The 20,523-nt window shown below is 36.9% G+C and carries 15 protein-coding genes and 1 other RNA gene; 8 read left to right on the top strand and 8 right to left on the bottom strand.

Annotation, left to right across the window (positions count from 1 at the left end; all coding sequences use genetic code 11):
* Window positions 1-124: 124 nt before the first annotated feature.
* From GN105_RS02750 to rhaD, 6 genes are all read right to left on the bottom strand, one after another.
* Entirely contained in the window at window positions 125-1,876 is a 1,752-nt protein-coding gene (locus GN105_RS02750) for a RagB/SusD family nutrient uptake outer membrane protein (RefSeq protein WP_155283911.1), read from the bottom strand.
* A 19-nt stretch (window positions 1,877-1,895) separates the two neighbouring features.
* Entirely contained in the window at window positions 1,896-5,051 is a 3,156-nt protein-coding gene (locus GN105_RS02755) for a SusC/RagA family TonB-linked outer membrane protein (RefSeq protein ID WP_155283912.1), read from the bottom strand.
* A gap of 395 nt (window positions 5,052-5,446) precedes the next feature.
* Window positions 5,447-7,231: an L-fucose isomerase gene (locus GN105_RS02760; protein WP_155283913.1), complete on the bottom strand. Its 1,785-nt coding sequence runs from the start codon at window positions 7,229-7,231 to the stop codon at window positions 5,447-5,449.
* Between the two features lie 39 nt (window positions 7,232-7,270).
* Window positions 7,271-8,056: a glycoside hydrolase family 16 protein gene (locus tag GN105_RS02765; RefSeq protein WP_155283914.1), complete on the bottom strand. Its 786-nt coding sequence runs from the start codon at window positions 8,054-8,056 to the stop codon at window positions 7,271-7,273.
* 95 nt (window positions 8,057-8,151) lie between these two features.
* Window positions 8,152-9,564 carry an L-fuculokinase gene (gene fucK, locus GN105_RS02770; RefSeq protein ID WP_155283915.1) on the bottom strand — a complete coding sequence of 471 codons (1,413 nt, stop codon included), beginning with the start codon at window positions 9,562-9,564 and terminating at the stop codon, window positions 8,152-8,154.
* A gap of 65 nt (window positions 9,565-9,629) precedes the next feature.
* Window positions 9,630-10,436 (bottom strand): rhamnulose-1-phosphate aldolase, encoded by an 807-nt coding sequence (gene rhaD / locus GN105_RS02775; RefSeq protein WP_095895291.1) that lies wholly within the window; start codon window positions 10,434-10,436, stop codon window positions 9,630-9,632.
* 101 nt (window positions 10,437-10,537) lie between these two features.
* On the opposite strand from rhaD, the gene GN105_RS02780 reads away from it, so the two are divergent.
* Window positions 10,538-11,443 (top strand): helix-turn-helix domain-containing protein, encoded by a 906-nt coding sequence (locus tag GN105_RS02780; protein WP_155283916.1) that lies wholly within the window; start codon window positions 10,538-10,540, stop codon window positions 11,441-11,443.
* A 51-nt stretch (window positions 11,444-11,494) separates the two neighbouring features.
* A complete protein-coding gene (locus GN105_RS02785) occupies window positions 11,495-12,244 on the top strand; it encodes a tellurite resistance TerB family protein (RefSeq protein WP_155283917.1) in 750 nt (249 codons plus the stop codon).
* 9 nt (window positions 12,245-12,253) lie between these two features.
* Here the strand turns inward: GN105_RS02785 and ffs are convergent.
* Window positions 12,254-12,352, bottom strand: an RNA gene (ffs, locus tag GN105_RS02790) — signal recognition particle sRNA small type.
* A gap of 166 nt (window positions 12,353-12,518) precedes the next feature.
* On the opposite strand from ffs, the gene GN105_RS02795 reads away from it, so the two are divergent.
* From GN105_RS02795 to GN105_RS02805, 3 genes are read left to right on the top strand one after another with little or no spacing between them, the layout of a single operon-like run.
* On the top strand, window positions 12,519-12,938 hold the full coding sequence (locus GN105_RS02795) for a nucleoside-diphosphate kinase (protein WP_155283918.1): 420 nt from the start codon (window positions 12,519-12,521) through the stop codon (window positions 12,936-12,938).
* A gap of 35 nt (window positions 12,939-12,973) precedes the next feature.
* Window positions 12,974-13,498, top strand: a complete 525-nt coding sequence (locus tag GN105_RS02800) for an adenine phosphoribosyltransferase (protein ID WP_095895297.1) — start codon at window positions 12,974-12,976, stop codon at window positions 13,496-13,498.
* Between the two features lie 37 nt (window positions 13,499-13,535).
* Window positions 13,536-14,351, top strand: coding sequence for a 2,3,4,5-tetrahydropyridine-2,6-dicarboxylate N-succinyltransferase (locus GN105_RS02805; protein ID WP_155283919.1), 816 nt, complete (start codon window positions 13,536-13,538; stop codon window positions 14,349-14,351).
* Between the two features lie 50 nt (window positions 14,352-14,401).
* Here GN105_RS02805 and GN105_RS02810 read toward each other — a convergent pair whose 3' ends face one another.
* A complete protein-coding gene (locus tag GN105_RS02810) occupies window positions 14,402-14,653 on the bottom strand; it encodes a type B 50S ribosomal protein L31 (protein WP_095895301.1) in 252 nt (83 codons plus the stop codon).
* Between the two features lie 485 nt (window positions 14,654-15,138).
* On the opposite strand from GN105_RS02810, the gene GN105_RS02815 reads away from it, so the two are divergent.
* The 3 genes from GN105_RS02815 (at window position 15,139) to GN105_RS02825 (ending at window position 20,522) form a co-directional block, all read left to right on the top strand.
* On the top strand, window positions 15,139-17,853 hold the full coding sequence (locus GN105_RS02815) for a carboxypeptidase-like regulatory domain-containing protein (protein WP_155283920.1): 2,715 nt from the start codon (window positions 15,139-15,141) through the stop codon (window positions 17,851-17,853).
* Window positions 17,854-17,901: 48 nt separating this feature from the next.
* Window positions 17,902-19,560: a DUF5689 domain-containing protein gene (locus tag GN105_RS02820; protein WP_155283921.1), complete on the top strand. Its 1,659-nt coding sequence runs from the start codon at window positions 17,902-17,904 to the stop codon at window positions 19,558-19,560.
* 143 nt (window positions 19,561-19,703) lie between these two features.
* Complete coding sequence (locus GN105_RS02825; RefSeq protein WP_227977339.1) at window positions 19,704-20,522, top strand: hypothetical protein; 819 nt, start codon at window positions 19,704-19,706, stop codon at window positions 20,520-20,522.
* The last annotated feature ends 1 nt before the right edge of the window (window position 20,523 follow it).

Consider the following 20,523-nt stretch of genomic DNA (forward strand, 5'->3'; position numbering starts at 1 on the left):
AAGCATTTCGAAAAGATTCTTTTTTAAGTATAGCGTTCTTCAGATTTTCAATACAAAAAGGGGATTAGCTTTTGCTAATCCCCTTTTTGTATCAATAAAAATCTATTTGCTAAAAAATTAATTATTACCAACCTGGGTTTTGTTTCAGTTTTGGATTTAATGTTATCTGATCTGTAGGAATAGGCAATAAGTAGTCTCTACCTAATTTAAATTGATACCCAGAAGGTAGCGTTTTTTGGTAAGGATCTATATATCCATCCGCATCTTCTAATAAAGCATTGTAGATTTGTTGAGTGAAATCTGCATTAATGAAAGACTGAAACTGAGATTTTTTAGCTCCCTTAGGCTTCCAGCCTACGATAAGTTCGTCGGCAGCAGCCCATCTCCAAATATCGTCGTGTCGATATCCTTCGATAGCTAATTCTACACGACGCTCACGACGCACTTCATTTATAATGGGAGAAAGTGTTGGGAACTGCCAATTAGTATCCTTGTCAATGGCATTCAAATTTAAATCAGGCATCCCTACACGTTTTCTTAATTTGTTGATAGTGTTATCAACATCTGATTGGGTAATTGTCCCCAGTTCAGCTTTGGCTTCTGCACTTATCAATAAGGCTTCTGCATAACGGAAATAAATATAACCCACTGAACCTTTTCCTATTTCTTGTTGCGTTTGATCTGTATTATGCCCTTTGTATAATTGATACCCTGTTACGCATTTATCTTCATTAGGTCCATAAAAAGCAGGATATTTAAACTTATTGGGAGGAGTCGAATTGTGTGTGATAAAATGCTTATCATCATTCACTTGCATTGTTTGGTTTAAACGAGGGTCTCTGTTAGTTACTACATTAACCAAATTCATATCTCCCTTATAAAGGTTGCTACTTGAAATGGGCTTACCATCTGTACAAAGATAGCTATCTATCAAACTTTTGGTAAATCCTTTTCCAAGTCCGAGTCGTGAATATCTTGACCAAAAAGTATAAAGCCCATCAGAAGGACTATATTTTCGCCAAAGCATAACTTCTTTACTTGATGTATAATCTGTTTGATTAAACAATAACCAATATCCATTTTCTACTCCCACATTATCAAGCGAATAAGCCCCTGAATTAATAACAGCATCGGCGGCATCGGCAGCCAACTTCAAGAAGTCAGAACCATCTTTGCCTGCTACACCAAAAACGGTACCTGCATGGTATTTCTCCCAAGTTCCTTCATATAAAGCTATACGAGCTTTTAACAACTGTGCAATTTCTTTGTTAATACGAAAAGCTTCACCTTCAGCTTTGGTAGGAAGATATTCGATAGCTTTGTTTAAATCTGCTATAATTTTATGAGCTATTTCATAACGAGACTCCCTTTCCTTATAAAGTTCATCTTTATCTTGAGTGGTTAGTGCTTTTTCGTACCAAGGCAAATCACCATATTTTTTCAACATAGAAAAATAAAGCATTGATTTAAAAAAATAAGCTTCACCTACATATTTTTTATAACTATCAAAATTCACAGTAGCTTTTTGATAGTTCCCTAAAAAATAGTTTACATTTCGGATACTACCCCAACTCCAATTACCATCACTCGCAGGAAGAGTTCGCTCTCCGTTAAGAATATCTCGGTCATAATCTACTTTAATCATATTATCACTACCTTCGTCAGCGTCCTTAGTATAAGGACCAACGGAAAAATACGTCTGAATATCACTTGGTAAATAATTATTATAAAAATTATTCACATACAAACGCATATCATTAGCAGATTTCCAAAAATCAGCATCACTAATATGATCTTTGGGGGTTTCATCTAACTGGCAGGCAGAAAAAACACCGAATACTGCACTCAACATCATTATTTTACATATATTTTTCATTTCAAATTCTTTTAAGCTATTAAAATTCTAAGTTAAGTCCAACAGAGTAAGTTCGTTGAAGTGGATAAATCTTTGCATCGTTGATAGATAACTCCGGATCCAATACCGAATGTTTTTTCATTGGTGAATATGTATATAAATTATCTACTCCTATAAACAATCTAAATTTACTCATTTTCAATTTTTCTATTACCTCATTAGGTAAAGAATATCCTATTTGTAAGTTTTTAATACGCAAATAACTTGCATCTTGCAAATATTTGGTTTGCACTTGAGTATTTTTATCCATATTACCATCCATATAAAACTTAGGAAAATATCCATCAGGAGTATTGGGTGTCCAACGGTCCTCTAAATGTATTGTAAAAGGAGAACTCTGCCACTCACTACCCGTAATTCCCCAAAAGTAGTTACTTCCTACCCAAGCATCACGCTTACCAACACCTTGTAAGAAAATACTAAAATCAAAATTTTTATATCTACCATCTAACAAAAGACTATAATTATAACGTGGTGTATTATTTCCTATGACTCTCTTATCACCTGAGTCATCAAGAGTGTTTTGTCCCCAATCAATTTTTCCATCACCATTGAGGTCTTTGTATTTTATATCGCCTGCACCCCAATTTTTACGTATTTTGCTTTGATCAGGAGAAGTAGCTACATCAGCTGCATCTGTAAAATAACGATCTGTTTCATAACCCCATATATCTCCCATTTTTTGTCCCACATACCAAGTGTTTATAAATTTTTTTTCATTGGGATATTCGGTAACAATTCCTTGATAATCACTCAATACAAATTTTGCTCCATAAGTAAAATCTTCACCAATTCTATCTCTCCAATTTAAAGTAAGCTCCCAACCATCAGTACGGAAACCAACACTATTGGTCTGTGGTACACCCGTTCCTAATGTATTAGGAAGCAAAGCAGCGGGACCTATGTAATCTTTTACGTTTTTACGATACCAATCAAACTCAACTGACAAACGATTTTTGAATAAAGAAGCATCAAAACCAAAATCAATTGTATTGGTAGTAACCCAAGTAAGCGTAGGATCAACCAATCCTGGAAGCGTTATATATGCTTCACGCCCACCTGCAAAAAGGTAATTACTTCCAGAAGGAGATCTGGTTCCCAAATCAGGATAAAAAGGATATGTTCTCTTATACCAGTTATTTTCATAAATTGAAAGTGATTGATCGCCCAAACTTCCGTAAGAACCTCTAATTTTCAAAGAGGTAACGATATCACTTTCTGGCCAGAAGCTTTCTCTATGGACATTCCAACCAGCAGAAAAACCAGGATAAAAACGCCAACGACTATCTGCCAAAAATTTAGACGAGCCATCATAGCGACCTACTATTTCTAATAAATAACGATCATCATAACTATAATTGACACGCCCAAAAATTCCTGCACTTACCAAATGACGAATTTCATCAGATATCGAAGGAGAAGCCCCGTAAGTAAGACTTAACGATGGAAAAGAATCGGAATACAAATTATTATTAGCAGCAGATGCTCCTAAAAAAGAAGAGCGTTCTCCCACGAAACCAACCAGTAATTTAAAATCGTGTTTACTCAAACTAAAATCATAATTAGCAAAAGCATTAAAAGTATGGTCTTCCCTTCGTTCGAAATAACGACTGAAAGAGTTGATAGAGGTATGTTCCATAGCTCTTTTCTGTCCATCAGGAAGCGTTTCGTAAATAGTCCCCCAATGATTAAAGTTATTACCAAAAGATCCAGTATAAGTGTAGTTGACCGTTGTAGAAAATCCCTTGAAAGGTTTGAGAATAATCTCTCCTGTCAGAGTTGGTTTATCCCAAATTTCCTCAAAGCGACTATTCTCCATATAAGGAATATTACTGTGTTGTGAATATTCTCCATTAGGTAAGTAAAGAGGCACTGTTGGAAATTTTCTAGGAATTTGGTGAAACCAGTTATTTCCAGTTAAATTTCCACCTCGATTAGGACGATCAAAATTTTCACGAGCATATGCCAAACGCACTCCAAAAGTAAGCCAACTAGTAGCATCGGTCGTGATGTTAGTCCTCAGATTATAACGTGTAAAGGTATCTTTTCCATAACGGAAAAGTCCATCTTTTTTATTTACTCCTATCCCTACATAATATGTTGTTGCTTCAGTACCGCCATTTACACTCATCGTATGTTGTGAAGATAATGAAATGTCTTTTAATAAGATTTTAAACCAATCATTATTGGCATTGGCCCCCATCCACTCACTCCATTTGTTTTCACCTGGCTGCTTAACAGTTTCATAAGGGAATGTGCCTGCTTGATAGGCTTTAACTCGATCAATAACTTCATCTGTAAAAAGAGGGGAACGACCCGCATTGGCAGCAGCTTCATTATAGAAATTAGCAAAATCAAGAGAGTTCAGCATTTTAGGAACTCCAATAGGTTGAGCATACCCAAAATTATTGGAATAAGAAAAAGTCGTTTTTGTTCCCTTACGTCCTTGTTTTGTTTTGATGATGATTACACCGTTAGGTGCAGAAGAACCATATACAGCTGCTGCTGCTGCATCTTTTACAACGGAAATACTTTCCACATCATTTGGGTTAATTGTATTGAGATCACCGCCTTGCACTCCATCAATTACAACAAGTGGACCATCAGTTCGCCCAAGTCCTGTGTATCCGCGAATATTTATGTTTTTGTTAGCGTTAGGTTCTCCTCCCCCTGTTCCTGTAGTTATATTCAAATTACCAACAGCCCCTTGAAGTCCTTCAGAGAGTTTTGTAATAGGACGGTCAGAGAGAACTTTGGCATCAACAGTAGCCACTGCCCCTGTTAAGTTTTCTTTTTTCTGTGTTCCGTACCCAACCACTACCACATCATCGAGTTGTTGGGCGTCTTCTTTTAGTAAGAAGTTGATAATTAATGATTTACCCCCCCCCGTTACTTTTTTGGTTTGGGTTTGAAAGCCAATGAACGAGACTTCGAGTACATCGCCTTGTTTGGCTTGGATTTCATAGTTTCCATCGAAATCGGAACTCACTCCGCTTGTAGTCCCTTTTACCACGATGCTAGCACCAGGCAGCGGACTGTTGTTTTCATCGGTAACCTTTCCAGTTACCTTTACCTGTGCTGACAGTGGCAACGCCAAGAGCATCAGCACAAATGTTGCAAATAATTGTTTAAACATACTTTGGTTATTTTAAAAATTGTTGTTAATATAGTTCTATAATATTGATTCACTCTCTCAAAATGTTAAAAATAGATATTTTCACAAACATTTTTTACATTAAATTTTTAAATAATTATGATTTAATTCACTTATCACTATCAACTCTAAAAAATTTGAAAACCAAATAATTTTAAAATTGCACAAATCTACAAAAACAAAATCTATTTTTCAAAAAATTTAACACTTAATTCTTCCGAAATATTTTTAAATACAATCTATTACTTTCGAATTACTTTTCCTATATCCGATTTTATTTTAAGGTTTTGCCTTTAACAACAAGAAAACCCATTGAATATCAAAAAATAAAAAACCTTATCAAAGCTTTTTCACTCTGACAAGGTTTCGTATTTCATCTATTTATATAGCGCTCCGTAAGTTTGGCAGGCACGATAGTCCGAACCTTCTTTGTCCATTCCAAAGCCACTCCACGCTGACGGACGGAAAATATCTTTATCGGCAATATTATGCATCTGAATCGGGATACGAAGCATTGACGCCAAAGTGATTAAATCCGCACCGATGTGTCCGTAGCAGATAGCTCCGTGATTTGCTCCCCAATACGCCATTACAGAATACACATCTTTAAAGTTATCCTTAGCAGGGTCTAAACGAGGAACAAACCAAGTTGTAGGCCACGTTTGGTTGGTGCGTTCATCAAGTACTTTATGAATTTCATCAGGAATATCCACCGTCCAGCCTTCGGCAATTTGCAACACAGGTCCAATTCCTTTTATCAAATTGAGTCGGCACATCGTTACCGGCATCTCTCCAACGGTTTTAAACTGTGATGAGTAGCCCCCTCCACGGAAATATTCGTGGTCAGCTTGAGGCCAAAGTGTATTTTCCAAGCAAGCCTGAACATCTTTCTCTGTTACTTCCCAATAAGGTTTCATTGTATTTTTACCTTCAGAAGTAAGCATTCTGCCCGTTGCATCTAATGTAGTTGAACCTGAATTGATAAGGTGAATAATCCCGTCTTTGGCTTTTCCTGTTAGTTTTTTACCCGTTACGCGTTCCACCGACTCAGGACTCCAATAAGTACGAACATCTGAGAATATTTGTGCCGTTCCGGTTAATAAATGTCCGAAAAGCATTGAAATCCCATTAAGACAATCATTTTCTGTTGCTACCACAAAAGCCTGACGGATGCCATTCCAATCGAAAGACGAATTGAGAATAGCCTCTGCAAAATCACCATTTGGTAAATAATCCGTCCATTGGCGTTGTCCTTGGAAACCTGAAACAATGGCATTTCGTCCGTGTGATTCCTCTCCGAAGCCCATTTCTTTCAATTTAGGATTACCAATCATCATATCACGAATAATAATGGTCATTTTCACAACCATTTCCCATTCGTATTCCTTACGTTTATTATCAATTTTGTTGTGAGGTTTGTTAATATCGATACCTTCTTTGCAATGTTTTTTTGTCCATTCCATTGCTTTTTTGTATTCCTCTTGGTCGAAAATCCCTTCATCAATACGACGTAAAATTTCAATCATATCAACAAACTCTGTTCGGATTCCGAAATAATCTTGCAGGAAATGAATATCCACCATTGAACCTGCAATTCCCATTGAAGAATATCCAAGTGACAGATACGATTTTCCTTTCATATACGCCACGGCAATTCCCGCTTTGGCAAACCGAAGAATTTTTTCCTGTACGTCTTCGGGAATGGAAGTATCGTTTGCATCTTGTACTTCGTGCCCGTAAATCCCGAATGCAGGCAATCCTTTTTGAGAATAACCCGCCAATGCAGCAGCAAGATACACAGCTCCAGGACGTTCCGTTCCGTTGAAGCCCCAAACAGCTTTCGGGATAAGTGGGTCAGTATCCATAACTTCTGTCCCGTAACACCAGCAAGGCGTTACAGTTAGCGACACGCCCACGCCTTCCCGTTGAAATTTATCGGCACACATTGCAGCCTCAGCAACGCCCCCTATGGTAGTATCAGCAATGACGCATTCCACTTTTTGCCCATTTGGGAAACGTAAATTCTCTTCAATAAGTTTGGCAGCAGCCTGTGCCATTTTCATTGTTTGTACTTCAAGTGATTCACGTACACCACGCTCACGCCCGTCAATCACCGGACGGATTCCAATTTTGGGCAAACGCCCTATTAATCGTTCTTTCATATTATCAAGTATATTTTTTATTGTTATCTCATTACTAATCTATTTTGCAGCCCGATAATAGCGTACCCAATCCACATACATACGCACAGGTTGGGTAAAGTGAGGTACAGCTCCTACCCAACTACCCCCAAGTTGCATATCTATCAGCAAATAAAAAGGTTTCCCAAAAGGGAATTGCTCTTCATTCCCCTCAATGCGGGGATATGCGAAAGTGAAATGCTCATTAATGTAAAACCGCAATTGGTCAGGATAAATTTCCACAGCATAAACGTTATACGTATCAGGATAAATGGGAGCCGTGCCGTAATGTGGCGGATTGTCCTTATGAGTTTGTGTATATTGGGTATGCACAGTTTGATAAGCAAAGGCATCAAAATTAAGTCGTTCCATAATATCAATTTCACCTCCGTGAGGCCACTTCCCTTCTTTAGGAAGCATCCAAATGGCAGGCCAAGCACCTTGCAAGGCTTCTAATTTACAGCGAATTTCAAGCCTTCCGTATTCAAAATATTTTCCGTGTTTGGTATATACGCCTCCCGTAACATACTCTGACGAATCGCTAACATCAATATCATTGGGCTTTCCTAAAAGAATGAGATTACCATCTTTTATTTCAAAGAGCGATTCGTGCAGACTCATCGTATTATTCCAATCCGATGTTCCACGCGGAATTTTAGACCAAACTCCTGTTGCAAAAATATCTTTTCTGTCGAAATCATCTTCCCAAACAAGTTTCCAATTATTGGGATGGACAAATGCCTGCTTAGAAACGGAGCACGAAACACTTAATATCAAAACTAATGGTAATAACAGTGCCTTTCTCATTTATCTTTTAGCTTATTTTAAATCGTTGGTTATCTCTGCAATTATTAAACTATATGGAAATACAATCTTTAGATGATGTAACCAGCCCTCAACTACTAAAAAGTATTTTGAGGATAAAAAATGTTACTCTCCTTTATAGTTTGTTGAGCTTCTTTTATAGATTTAAAAAATCCTGCTGAAGTAAACACATAGAAAGATGCCCCGAGAACGGTAGTTTCTTTCTGTTCAATAACTTTAACAGGAACACCACAAATATCGGCACGAATTTGATTCCACAAAGCATTTTTTGAACCTCCTCCTACACAAATGATAGATTCAGCTTTAAAATCACCTGCTTTTTCAACAGAATTCAAAGCCCCTTTCAATTTGAAAGCTAAGGCTTCCAATGCTGCTCGGTAAATATGCCCGCGAGTAGTATGCAAAGTGAGTCCTTCGATACTTCCGCCAGAAGCACCTTGTGTAGCGTAAAAATCAGGATTTAGTTTCACTCCTTCAGCTCCTTGAGGAATTTGTGAGGCTTCGCGAATCATTGTTTCATAACACTCTGAACCAGATAAACTTCCGTAGAAATTTCGTTTTATCCACTCAAGCATTCCCGAAGCAATATAATTAACTCCGATGTTATATTTCCCTTTTTCGGCATCAAATTCAGTAGTAATTCCTAAATCTAACTCACGAGGAGTAGAAGTGGCTTTTTCACTTCGAGTCATCAAAATTTCCCAAGTACCCGAACTCAATACAGGTTGGTTAATATCCGCTCCTGACCCAATGATAGCAAACTGCGTGTCGTGTCCGGCGAGATACACCGGAGTTCCCTCAGGAAGCCCAGTTTCTTTTGAAGCAGAAGAAGTTACCTTTCCTACCACATCTCCCGAGGCTCCTATTTTCCCAAAAATATTCGGAGAAATCTGCAACTTTTCAAAAATCTTTTCTGAAAAATTTTGACTTGCCACATTGGTTAGCATTGAAGTTCCCATCATTGTATTGTCGTTACACTTAGCTCCCGTAAGTCTCATATTCAGAAGCGAAGGCATAAATAGAAATACTTCGGCTTGGTCAATTATTTCAGGACGATTTTCCTTGAACCAAATCAGCTTATTTATGGTATTGAAGTTATACGGAAACACTCCCGATTCAGTATATAACTCATCTACTGAAAGATACTTAGTTATATTATCCAAAATGGGTATTGTTCTGGGACATTGCCACGATATGACGGGATATAATAATTTTCCTTCTGCATCAACAAAAGCCCCATCAACGCCGAAAGTAGTGGTAGTTACTCCTACAATACGATTAGAATCAATTTGGCTTGTTACTGATTTACAAGCTCGAAGCAGCTTGTTCCAGATGGCATCGAAATCCCAAATCCGCCCTTCGGGGAAATTAGGATCCGTCTCCGTTTGGTTCGGGTAGGACTGCAAGGCTTCGATTTCACCCTGCATATTAATCGCCACTACCCGAACGTTAGTTGCTCCACAATCAAAAATGATAGCTAACGGATTCATCAATTAATTTTAATTTTGGTTGTTGGTAATTTGGTTTGGTTATGAAAAAGTTCCTTTTTCGGTAATTATTTCTTTAAAAAATTTACTTCTAATTCATTTAATTGCTCATCACTCATTCCTTGAGGTTCAAAGCCGGCTGCCCAAGCCATCAATAACATTTTGGCTCCTTTGTTGGCAACATCCAAAAAGTCAAAAGCTTTTACAACATCTTCACCTGTAGCAAGAGCTCCGTGTTTTTCCCATAAAATAACATCGTGATTTTTAAGACCTTCGATAGTAATATCAGCTAAAGCCTCCGTTCCGGACAAAGCGTACGGACAGCAATGAACTCCATTGGGAACAAACACGCGTATTTCAGGACAAAGTTTCCAAAGTGAATGATTGAATTTGGCTTCATCTTGGAAAAGCTGATGATGACTTAGCACGATTAATTCAATGGTATGTGTATGTAAAACAGCCTTGTAGGTAGGTTTAAATTTCTGATTAAAGCAGTGAATCTTTATGTGTGAAATTAATTCGCTTGTTGGTGCAAAAGGCTTGCTTTTTCCTCCCCAGATAATTGCATATCCTGAAGCAGAACCATTAACGTGAATGATGCAAGACGCCTCCTCAATGTTATTAATAAGCGAACGCAAGTAGCAGCCTGTTCCTGTTATGAAATACGTTTGGTTAGCAGCCTCTAAAGGAAGTTGCCTGCACGAAACATAACTGGTTAAATAATCAAAATCGGATGGAGAGAAATGCTCTGTCAGGTTTATTGAAATGTTTCCTGCATTGCGTTCAGCCCATTCGCGTTGCCACAAATATTGTGCTACTTCACTTACTTTAGCTATCTCTTTTTGTACAGATTTAGGTAGTTGATGTGTCTCCATTAAAGTATATTTTGAATTATGGAACAAAATTATTCAAAACTAATTGATTGAAAAATGAATAATTTTTGTATTTTTGTATCTGTTTTAAACATTTTTTCAAAATGGGAAAGGAAAATTTGACTCAACGTGGCGACCCTTCAAAAGTGGAACAGGTTTTTACCTCTGTCCGATTGAAGCTATGGTGCTGCCGATATTGGCAATTAAGAAAATGGGACACAACAGATATGGCTTTTCCTTATTGGAGAATTTATTGGAATAAAAATTACGGCGGAATCATTGGTTATGACCAAAAAGAGTACGTAATGTCTCCCGATACGCTTTATATCATTTCACCTAACACACCTTATTTTTCGTGTTTCTTCTCAAAGAAAAAGGGAAACATATATGATGAGGAAGTTGAGGGCAAACGTGTAGATGAAGACGAAAATGAGCAGCTCATTGCGATGCATTCATTATTACATTTATATATCCATTTTAACCTTGGAATCCCGTTTGATTATGTTAAGGAAGGAATTTACACCATTGAATTAAGTCCTTTTCAAAAAGAAAAATTAGAGAATTTAACCCAAAACCTCAAAAAGGGAAATATTTTTGATTTTTCTGCCACAATGTATCTTCAATCACTTATTTTTGAATTTATTTCATTGTTAGACAAATCATTATGGAATTCCGCTCGGATGGATAATCGGGTTCTTACCGTAATACGTTATATTGACCGCAACATTGCTCAAAATCACACCAACGAGCATTTGGCTTCGCTCGTGCATATGGCAACAAACTCATTTGCAAGGCTTTTTCACGATGTGATGAAAACTCCGTTGCAACTTTTCATCAAACAAAGAAAAATCAATAATGCGTGCGGGCTTTTTGACCATAATGACATTTCCATTGAAGAAGTCGCACACCAGTTAGGTTTTGCCGACAGATACCATTTTTCCCGAATTTTCAAACAAATCAGAGGCGTTTCCCCGGGAGAATATTGCAAAACAAGGAAACCTATCTTTTAAAATTGTACGAGATAGCGTAAAAAGCTTATATTTGCCAAAAAAAATTAGAAAATGCAGTGGATTTTAGCCATAATAGGTTATTTATTTTTCAAGCTCCCCGGAGCTGTTATGGGTTTCATTTTAGGTCTTTTCCTTAAGAATTCCCAAATTAATATTGGTGGTTCTACTTTTCGCCCTACTTTCCAAAATCATCAAAATCAGAGTGCAAGCCCTGCTGATTTTGAAGTTAACTTACTGTCATTATGCTCCTTAGTAATAAAAGCAAACGGACAGGTAAGCCAAGCCGAATTGGATTTTGTACGCATACGTTTTGTAGAGATGTACGGAAAAGAACGTGCCAATGCTGTTTTTCGCACTTTTAACGAGCTTGTAAAAGGTCGGGAAATTTCTGCCTTCAGAGTAAGTACTTATTTGAAGACGAGAACTCCTTACGAAACACGTTTGCAAATCATTCATTTTCTATTTGGTATCGCAAAAGCAGACGGAATTGTAAGCGATTCTGAAATTCAACAAATACACGAAATAGCTCGCTATTTTCAAATTTCATACAGTGATTTTGAAAGCATTAAAGCAATGTTCGTTCATAATCAAACTGAAAGTATTCGTGACGCATATACAATCCTGGAAATCAACAGAAATGCTTCCAATGCCGAAGTAAAAAAAGCATACCGCGAAATGGCTAAAAAATATCATCCTGACAGAGTGATAACACAAGATGAAGCTATTAAAAAAGGTGCTGAAGAAAAGTTCAAACAAGTGCAGAAAGCCTATGAACAAATATTGAAAGAAAGAGGAATCTAATCCAATAAAAAATGGCAAGCTACCTACATCGCACCGCTACAACCACATACCTTTGCTGTGTTCCCACCCTGGAGGATTTTGTAGGAGCTGGTCGTGTAGGACTTGCCGGTGCAAATATACATACTTTTATTTAGTAAGCAAGTTTTTTTTAAGAAAAAAGTGTATATTTGTAGGTCGAAAATTTCTTCTTCAGAAGAAAAAAGCTCAAAATAAGAATTGATTTACAGCATTTTGATGCAAAAAAAATAATAACAAAATTTTAAACATTCATCTTATGGCAACAAATAGAACACTTACGATGATTAAGCCCGATGCCGTTGAAAGCGGAAATATTGGAGCTATTCTCAATCAAATTACCGAAGCCGGATTCAAAATTAAAGCAATGAAGCTCACACAATTAACACGTCGTGATGCGGAAAATTTTTATGCAATCCACAAAGAACGTCCATTTTTTGAAACCTTAGTTACTTTTATGACAAGAGGTCCTATCGTGGCTGCAGTTCTTGAAAAAGAAAATGCTGTAGCAGATTTCAGAAAATTAATCGGTTCAACAAATCCTGCCGAAGCCGCCGAAGGTACCATCCGCAAAAAATACGCAACATCTGTTACTGAAAATGCCGTTCACGGCTCGGATAGCGATGAAAATGCCGAAATAGAAAGTAATTTCCACTTTTCAGGAAGAGAAATTTTTTAAAAAAGCCCGATTCAGGCTTTAAATCATAAATATAAATGAACGAAGTAGATTATTTAAAAAATAAAATCAGAGACATACAAAATTTCCCAAAGGAAGGCGTTGTTTTTAAGGACATTACACCAATTCTATCAGACCCAGAGGCGATGAACAAAGCTATGGATTTGTTCTTGAAGCATCTTGGAAATGTGAAAATTGACAAAGTTGTAGGGATGGAAAGCCGTGGTTTTTTCTTCGGAACACTGCTCGCTCAACGATTAAACGCCGGATTTGTACCCGTTCGCAAGCCGGGAAAACTTCCGTTTGAAACACTCGCTCAAACTTACGATTTGGAGTACGGTCAAGACCAACTTGAAATCCACTCCGATTCCATCAAAAAGGGAGAAAACGTACTCATACACGATGATGTTTTGGCAACGGGAGGCACTGCGGAAGCTGCTGTTAAATTGGTTGAAAAACTCGGCGGAAATATCGTACAATTAAATTTTCTGATAGAATTAACATTTCTTGATGGCATAAAAAAACTGAAAAATCACGATGTTTTCAGCATTTTGAAATATTAAAAAACTTATTTATTGAAATATTAATCATTAATTGTTTATGACAGAATTACGTAAAAAGATAGAAAATGCTTGGGAAAATCGTGAACTTCTGCAAGAAGAAGACACACAAGAAGCCATCCGAGAAGTTGTCAATCTGCTGGATAGTGGCGAGTTACGTGTAGCCAAACCTACCGAAAACGGCTGGCAAGTGAACGAATGGGTAAAAAAAGCCGTAGTACTTTATTTCCCTATCCAAAAAATGGAAACCCTTGAAGCTGGCATTTTTGAATATCACGACAAAATACCTTTGAAGAGAAACTACGAAGCAAAAGGCATCCGTGTAGTTCCCAATGCGGTTGCACGTCACGGAGCATATATTTCAAAGGGAGTTATCCTAATGCCGAGTTATGTAAACATTGGTGCATATGTAGATGAAGGCACAATGGTGGACACGTGGGCTACTGTAGGTAGTTGTGCTCAAATTGGCAAAAATGTGCATTTGAGTGGTGGTGTTGGTATTGGTGGCGTTCTGGAACCATTGCAAGCCTCACCTGTGATTATTGAAGACGGAGCCTTTATTGGGTCGCGTTGTATTGTGGTTGAGGGCGTTCGTGTTGAAAAAGAAGCTGTTCTGGGGGCTAATGTGGTACTTACTGCCTCAACCAAAATCATTGACGTTACAGGAGAAACCCCAGTAGAATTAAAAGGTTACGTACCTGAGCGTTCGGTAGTTATACCGGGAAGCTACACCAAAAAATTCCCTGCCGGAGAATTTCAAGTACCTTGTGCTTTAATTATCGGGAAAAGAAAAGCATCTACCGATAAAAAAACATCTTTAAATGATGCCTTACGAGAATACAGCGTATCGGTATAAAAACAAAAACCTCCCCGAAAAGGGAGGTTTTTTTATGTTTTAAGTAATTCTTATTTTTTGAATTTAGCATATTTGCTTTTGAACTTGTCGATACGTCCGGCAGTATCAATAAGTTTTGATTTTCCTGTGTAGTAAGGGTGTGAAGTTCTTGAAATCTCCAATTTCACTAATGGGTACTCAACTCCGTCAACTACAATAGTTTCTTTCGTATCAATGGTGGACTTTGTAATGAAGATGTCCTCGTTTGACATATCCTTAAAAGCTACCAATCTGTAAGACTCTGGATGTATTCCTTTTTTCATTGCAATGTATATTTTTTATCTTCTTAAATTTTTCAAGGGGCAAAGGTAGTGATATTTATTTAATTAACAATACTTTTTTCAAAAAAATCAACTCAATGTTGTAATTTCAGCCGAAATTTCCTTTTATTTATCATCACTTTTTCTCTATTAAACCTCAAATTATTTTGATAACACTGTTAAAATCATTGATTTCTCACTTTTTCAAAAGCAAAATTACAACATAAATAGAAAAGAATCTCTTTCTAATTTTTTTAAAACAGAATTAATTTTTATCTTTCGTGCAATCTGTTTTCTGACAAATTTCTTGCTTTTACATTATAAGTCAATCGTATTTTTTACTTACCTTTGCGAGCCTTTTTCCAAAAACATATTTTTCACAAACCCAAAACAATGTTAAATATTTGGAATTGACGCGGTTTTGATTTAACTTTGTAGAACTACGTTCTGCTCTTTTAAATGATAAATACTTAAAAAATTTATTTAATATGTATCGAATATTTTATTTTTGTTTAATGATGCTTTTGTCGGCTCCTGTTTTTTCGCAGTCCGTTGTAGAAGGAACAGTTGTTGATTATCAGACAAAAGAGGTTCTGCAAAATGTCAAAATTGTTGTAGAGGAAACTTCAATTGAAAGTTTTACGGATAGCAACGGATATTTTTCCATACAACTTGCTGAAGGTAGTTACGTTTTTCGTTTTTCACTTAATGGATTTAACGAAATGCGAATGCCGATAAACGCTTCCAGCCCCAAAATTACCATTTCAAAAATTTATTTGGAGCCTGATTTGGCACGAGAAGCCGAGCAACTTGTTGTTATATCCGAAACTGAATTGGAAGATGACGAAAGTGGAGCTGATATGATTTCGGGCTTGCTGCAAAGCTCTCAGGATATTTTTATGAGACGTGCGGCTTATGATTTTAGTTCTGTTTTTTTCAAACCAAGAGGCTATGATTCTAAAGATGTTACAGTGCTTATCAACGGAATCCCGATGAATCGTGTTGAAAACGGAAGAGCACAATGGGCTAACTGGGGAGGATTAAACGATGTTACCAGAAATCAGGAACTTAGCCAAGGAATTAACAAATCGGATTACACTTTCGGGGGGATGTCGGGTTCAAATTACATCAATGTTCGTCCGTCACTGAATCGCACGGGTCTTCGTTTTTCTACCTCTGCAGGAAACCGAAGCTATGTAGGAAGAATTATGGCTACTTACAATTCCGGAATTCAATCTAACGGACTGGCTTACAGTTTGTCCGCATCGCGTCGTTGGGCTGCAAACGGAAGCTGGGTTGATGGAACGCTTTACAATGCCTATTCTTTCTTTGGAGCTTTGGAGTATCAATTTAATAACCATCACAGTATCAATGCTATCGGAATGTTTTCACCCATTCGCAGAGGAAAAACTTCTCCGCTAACTCGCGAAGTGATTGACTTGGTCGGATATCAGTACAATCCTTATTGGGGAAAACAAGGTGGCGATATCCGAAATTCAAGAAATAGAATCGTTTCCGAGCCTATTTTTGTTTTGTCGTACAATTATAACAAGGACAATACTCGCTTGAATATTGATTTGGGTTACCAATTCGGAAAGATTGGAAATACGCGACTTAGCTACGCAAACGCTCAAAATCCTGAGCCAAACTACTACAAAAATTTGCCAAGTTATTACATCAATCAAGAATCGGGAGCAAATTGGAATTTGGCAAATCTACAAAAGGAATATTTCTTGAATAATTCGCAATTAAACTGGAATTCAATCTATTACGCAAACAGTAACACAACTAACGGACGAAGTGCTTTCATCATAAGCAACGATGTGAATGACGAACGTACTTTCACGGGAAACATCAACTTTTCTACGCCAATTCACGAGAAAATAAAATGGACCTCGGGCATTGTTTACCGAAATATTTCTTCTGAAAATTATGCTGAAGTTGATGATTTGTTAGGAGGCTCGCATTTTATGAATTATGATTACTTCGCCAACAAGCCTTATGACGCAAATGACACTGATTTTCAGAAAAAAGTAGGTGATAAATGGAGTTATTTTTACGGATTGAAAAGCAACGTAGGCGAGTTTTTCACACAATTGGAATTCAATTTCAAAAAATTAGAACTTTTTGTGGCTGGTCGTTACCACTATACTGATTATCAACGTGAAGGAAAATTTAATTATCCTCTTTTCGCTGATTCTTACGGAAAAAGTACTAAACAAACCTTTAATGGCGTGAGTACCAAAGCAGGACTTACCTATGCCCTTACTGGTCGTCACGTATTTCAGTTAAACACAGGATACCTGAACACTCCGCAATCAGTGCGAAATACATTCGCTAATATACGAAATTCCAACAGATTACTTCCGAATTTAAAAAACGAAACAGCCTATACTGTTGACGGAAGCTATATTTTGAGAATGCCTTACTTCAAATCACGATTAACAGGTTATTTCACTCATATTGAGAATACTTCGGAAACGAATTTCTTCTTTACCGAGACCACATTAACTGATGAAATATCAAGTGATTTTGTATCTCAAACGGTTGATAACATCAAAAAAAGACATTTTGGTTTGGAGTTTGGGGCAGAAGCTCAAATTATTCCCACTTTAAAATTAACAGCAGTTGCGGCAATCGGTCAGCACACTTATGTAAACAACCCGAAAATGTACGTTTCTTCAGGAGAAATTGGTGTGGTTGAAATAGACCAAGTGCACTTGAAAAACTATCGCGTACCAAGTGGCCCGCAGCAAGCGTATTCCTTAGGTTTGGAATATCGCGACCCAAAATATTGGTGGGTGGGAGCAACAGCGAATTTGTTAGCTCGAAATTACATTTCTCTTTCTGCTATCAATCGCACCAGAAACTTTTTTATTGACCCTGACACGAAAAATTATTTCACCAATATTGATGAAACTCTTGCTCGTAACTTACTAAAACAAGAACGCTTGGATGATGTCTTTTTACTAAACATCGTAGGTGGAAAATCGTGGAGAGTGAAGAAAACTTATATCAGCCTGATTGCCAGCATAAACAATGTTCTTGGAAAAGAATTTGTTTCGGGCGGATTTGAACAATCTCGTACTGCCAATTACGGCGATATGGTTCGGGATAATGCCAATGGCGTGCCTTCGTTTGGTCCGCGTTATTTTGTAGGTTACGGACGAACATATATGGTCAATTTGGCTGTAAGTATGTAATAACTAAAATATTTTTTGAATTATTGAGTAATTTAATCAGATAAGATTATGAAACTGAAAAATCTAATTTCAATTTATGGTGTACTTTTACTTTCAACTATCGGGATTATTTCCTGCGTAAAAGACACTGATTACGAGCTTCCAAACTTGGAAGACTTAAAAAAAGACATTCCTTCTTTTGACGGAAACATAGTAACTTTTGCTCAAGCAACGGCTTCTGCAACCACAAATGTAACTCCTTACACAAGCAATGATGCCATTGAAGGATATGTAGTTTCGAGCGATGAGGGTGGAAATTTCTACAAGAAAATTTATATCCAAAATGCAGACAAAACGGCAGGGGTTTCGGTATCCATCAATAAAAGTGGATTGTACACAGAATTTCCTGTGGGAGCTAAAGTTCAAATCCGTTTGAAGGGACTAACCACACAAATCAATAACGGAGGTTTAGAAATAGGATATGACATTTACACCAGCGGAAGCGGTAGGAAAAGTGTAGGACAAATGGCTGAAGCTATCTATAAAAAACACATTTACAATCTGCAAGAACCTCTAAAAACAAGAGCTGAGCTTACAAAATCGGATACTTCAATTGACGTTTTGAAAACAAATGCAAATGTAAATCAATTAATTACATTAAAAAATGTTTCATTTGAGAGCAATGCTTCCGGAAAAACCTATCATATAGTTGCCAACGACAAGCAAAACGGAACCAATTACAATCTGATTGATGCCAATGGTAAAACTATCACATTCAGAACCAGTAAGTATGCAAAATTCATTAATGAAACCGTAGCTTCAGGTCTTTTGGACGTAACGGGAGTTTTAACAAAATTCGGTTCTACATATCAATTTATGATAAATAATCCTAAGGAAGATATTATCTCTGTTGGTGGTGGAAGTAATTCTGAAACAACTACGGTTACCGAGTTAGAAGACTCAAAAGCAACTTCTTCCGATTATGCAGTAGGAAAAAAAGTAAAACTTCACGGAAAAATTGTTATTGATAAAAACAAACCTCATTTCAGATTATCGGACGGAACAATGATTCAAATTTTTGCTTCAAGTGCTGTTTTTAAAAATCTTTCGGAAGAAGTAAAAAATAAACTAAAACTTGAAGGACAAGAAATCACAGTAACCGGAACTTTTAAAGATTACACCAATCCTAAAACAAATGCTACCATAAAAGAAATCGTTTACGAAAAAGAAGCCGATTTAGTTTTTGGAGCTACACCAGACAACAATGACGGTGGCAACTCCGGAGGAACGAACTCACAAGGAAATACTTTTGATTTTGAAAATCTTACAACAACTGGAAGCAACTCAAATAAGTACACCAACACGGGAAATTTAACGGTAGGCAACGTAACAATTAGCTATAAAGCCCGTTTGGATATGGATAAATTTGCTATCAACGGAAAAGGATTGATGTTGCACAATAAAGATAATCCTTATATTAAAATAACTTTTTCAAAAGGAGTTAAAATACTAAAATTCAAGTATAAAGCAGCCTACAACTCTAAAGAAAGAAAGTTAGTCATATATGAAGGTGATGAAACGAGTAATAAAAAGCTAAGTGAAGTTTCAATACCAAAAGACGGCTCAGGCACTCATACTATGAATATTAATAAAAACGGAAGTGTTACAATAACTATTAAATCTACTCAGGGACAGGTTGTTATCGACGACTTCGAATGGACTGAATAAAAAAACTAAGTACACAAAAGGAGGCTCAAAAGTCTCCTTTTTTTATTTAATCAATTCATTTTGCTTTTAAACATAAATATGATACTTTTGCACGCCTTAATTTTAATTTTTTACGTATAAAAAAAAGCATAATTGCATTTTTTATCGGGTGTGTAAGTTTCTTTTCTGCATTTGCCCAAACAAAACAAGTAAGCCCTGAGCGATATACTGCTCATAACAAAGGTAAATTTTTCGTCTATTGGGGAGGAAACAGAGGATATTACAGCAAGTCAGACATTCAGTTCAAAGGCAGTGATTACAACTTTACTCTCCGTGATGTTTCTGCTATTGACAGACCCAAAGGATGGCACATTGACTACATCAATCCTTTACGAATGACCATTCCTCAAACAAATGCGAGAATAGGATATTTCATTAGTGATGACTATTCCGTTTCGGCAGGAGTTGACCATATGAAATACGTGATGAAACAAGACCAAACCGTCAAAATAAATGGTTACATTAGCGGAAGCGGAACTCCTCACGACGGAACATACAACAATGAAGATAAAGTACTTACTGAAGACTTTCTAACTTTTGAACATACCGATGGATTAAATTATGTTACAATAGAATTTTCACGAGTTGACGATATTTCAAGATTATTTGGTATCAGAAATACGGACACATTTCAAGTTAATTTAACCGAAGGATTAGGCACCGGAGTTCTTTATCCGCGTTCAAATACAAAACTACTTAATAAGGAACGTTACGATGAATTTCATATTGCCGGCTATGGTTTGAGTGCTAAAGCAGGGCTTCATTTGGTTTTCTTCAAGCATTTCTTGCTTGTTGGCGAACTTAAAGGCGGATACATCAATATGTATGATATTCGTACGACCAACAATATTGCTGATAAAGCAAACCAAAAATTCTTCTTTTTTGAAACTATCTTAGGAATAGGCGGAATTTTTCGCTTCTAGT

The sequence above is a fragment of the Capnocytophaga felis genome, from assembly GCF_009684755.1.
Lineage (GTDB): Bacteria > Bacteroidota > Bacteroidia > Flavobacteriales > Flavobacteriaceae > Capnocytophaga > Capnocytophaga felis.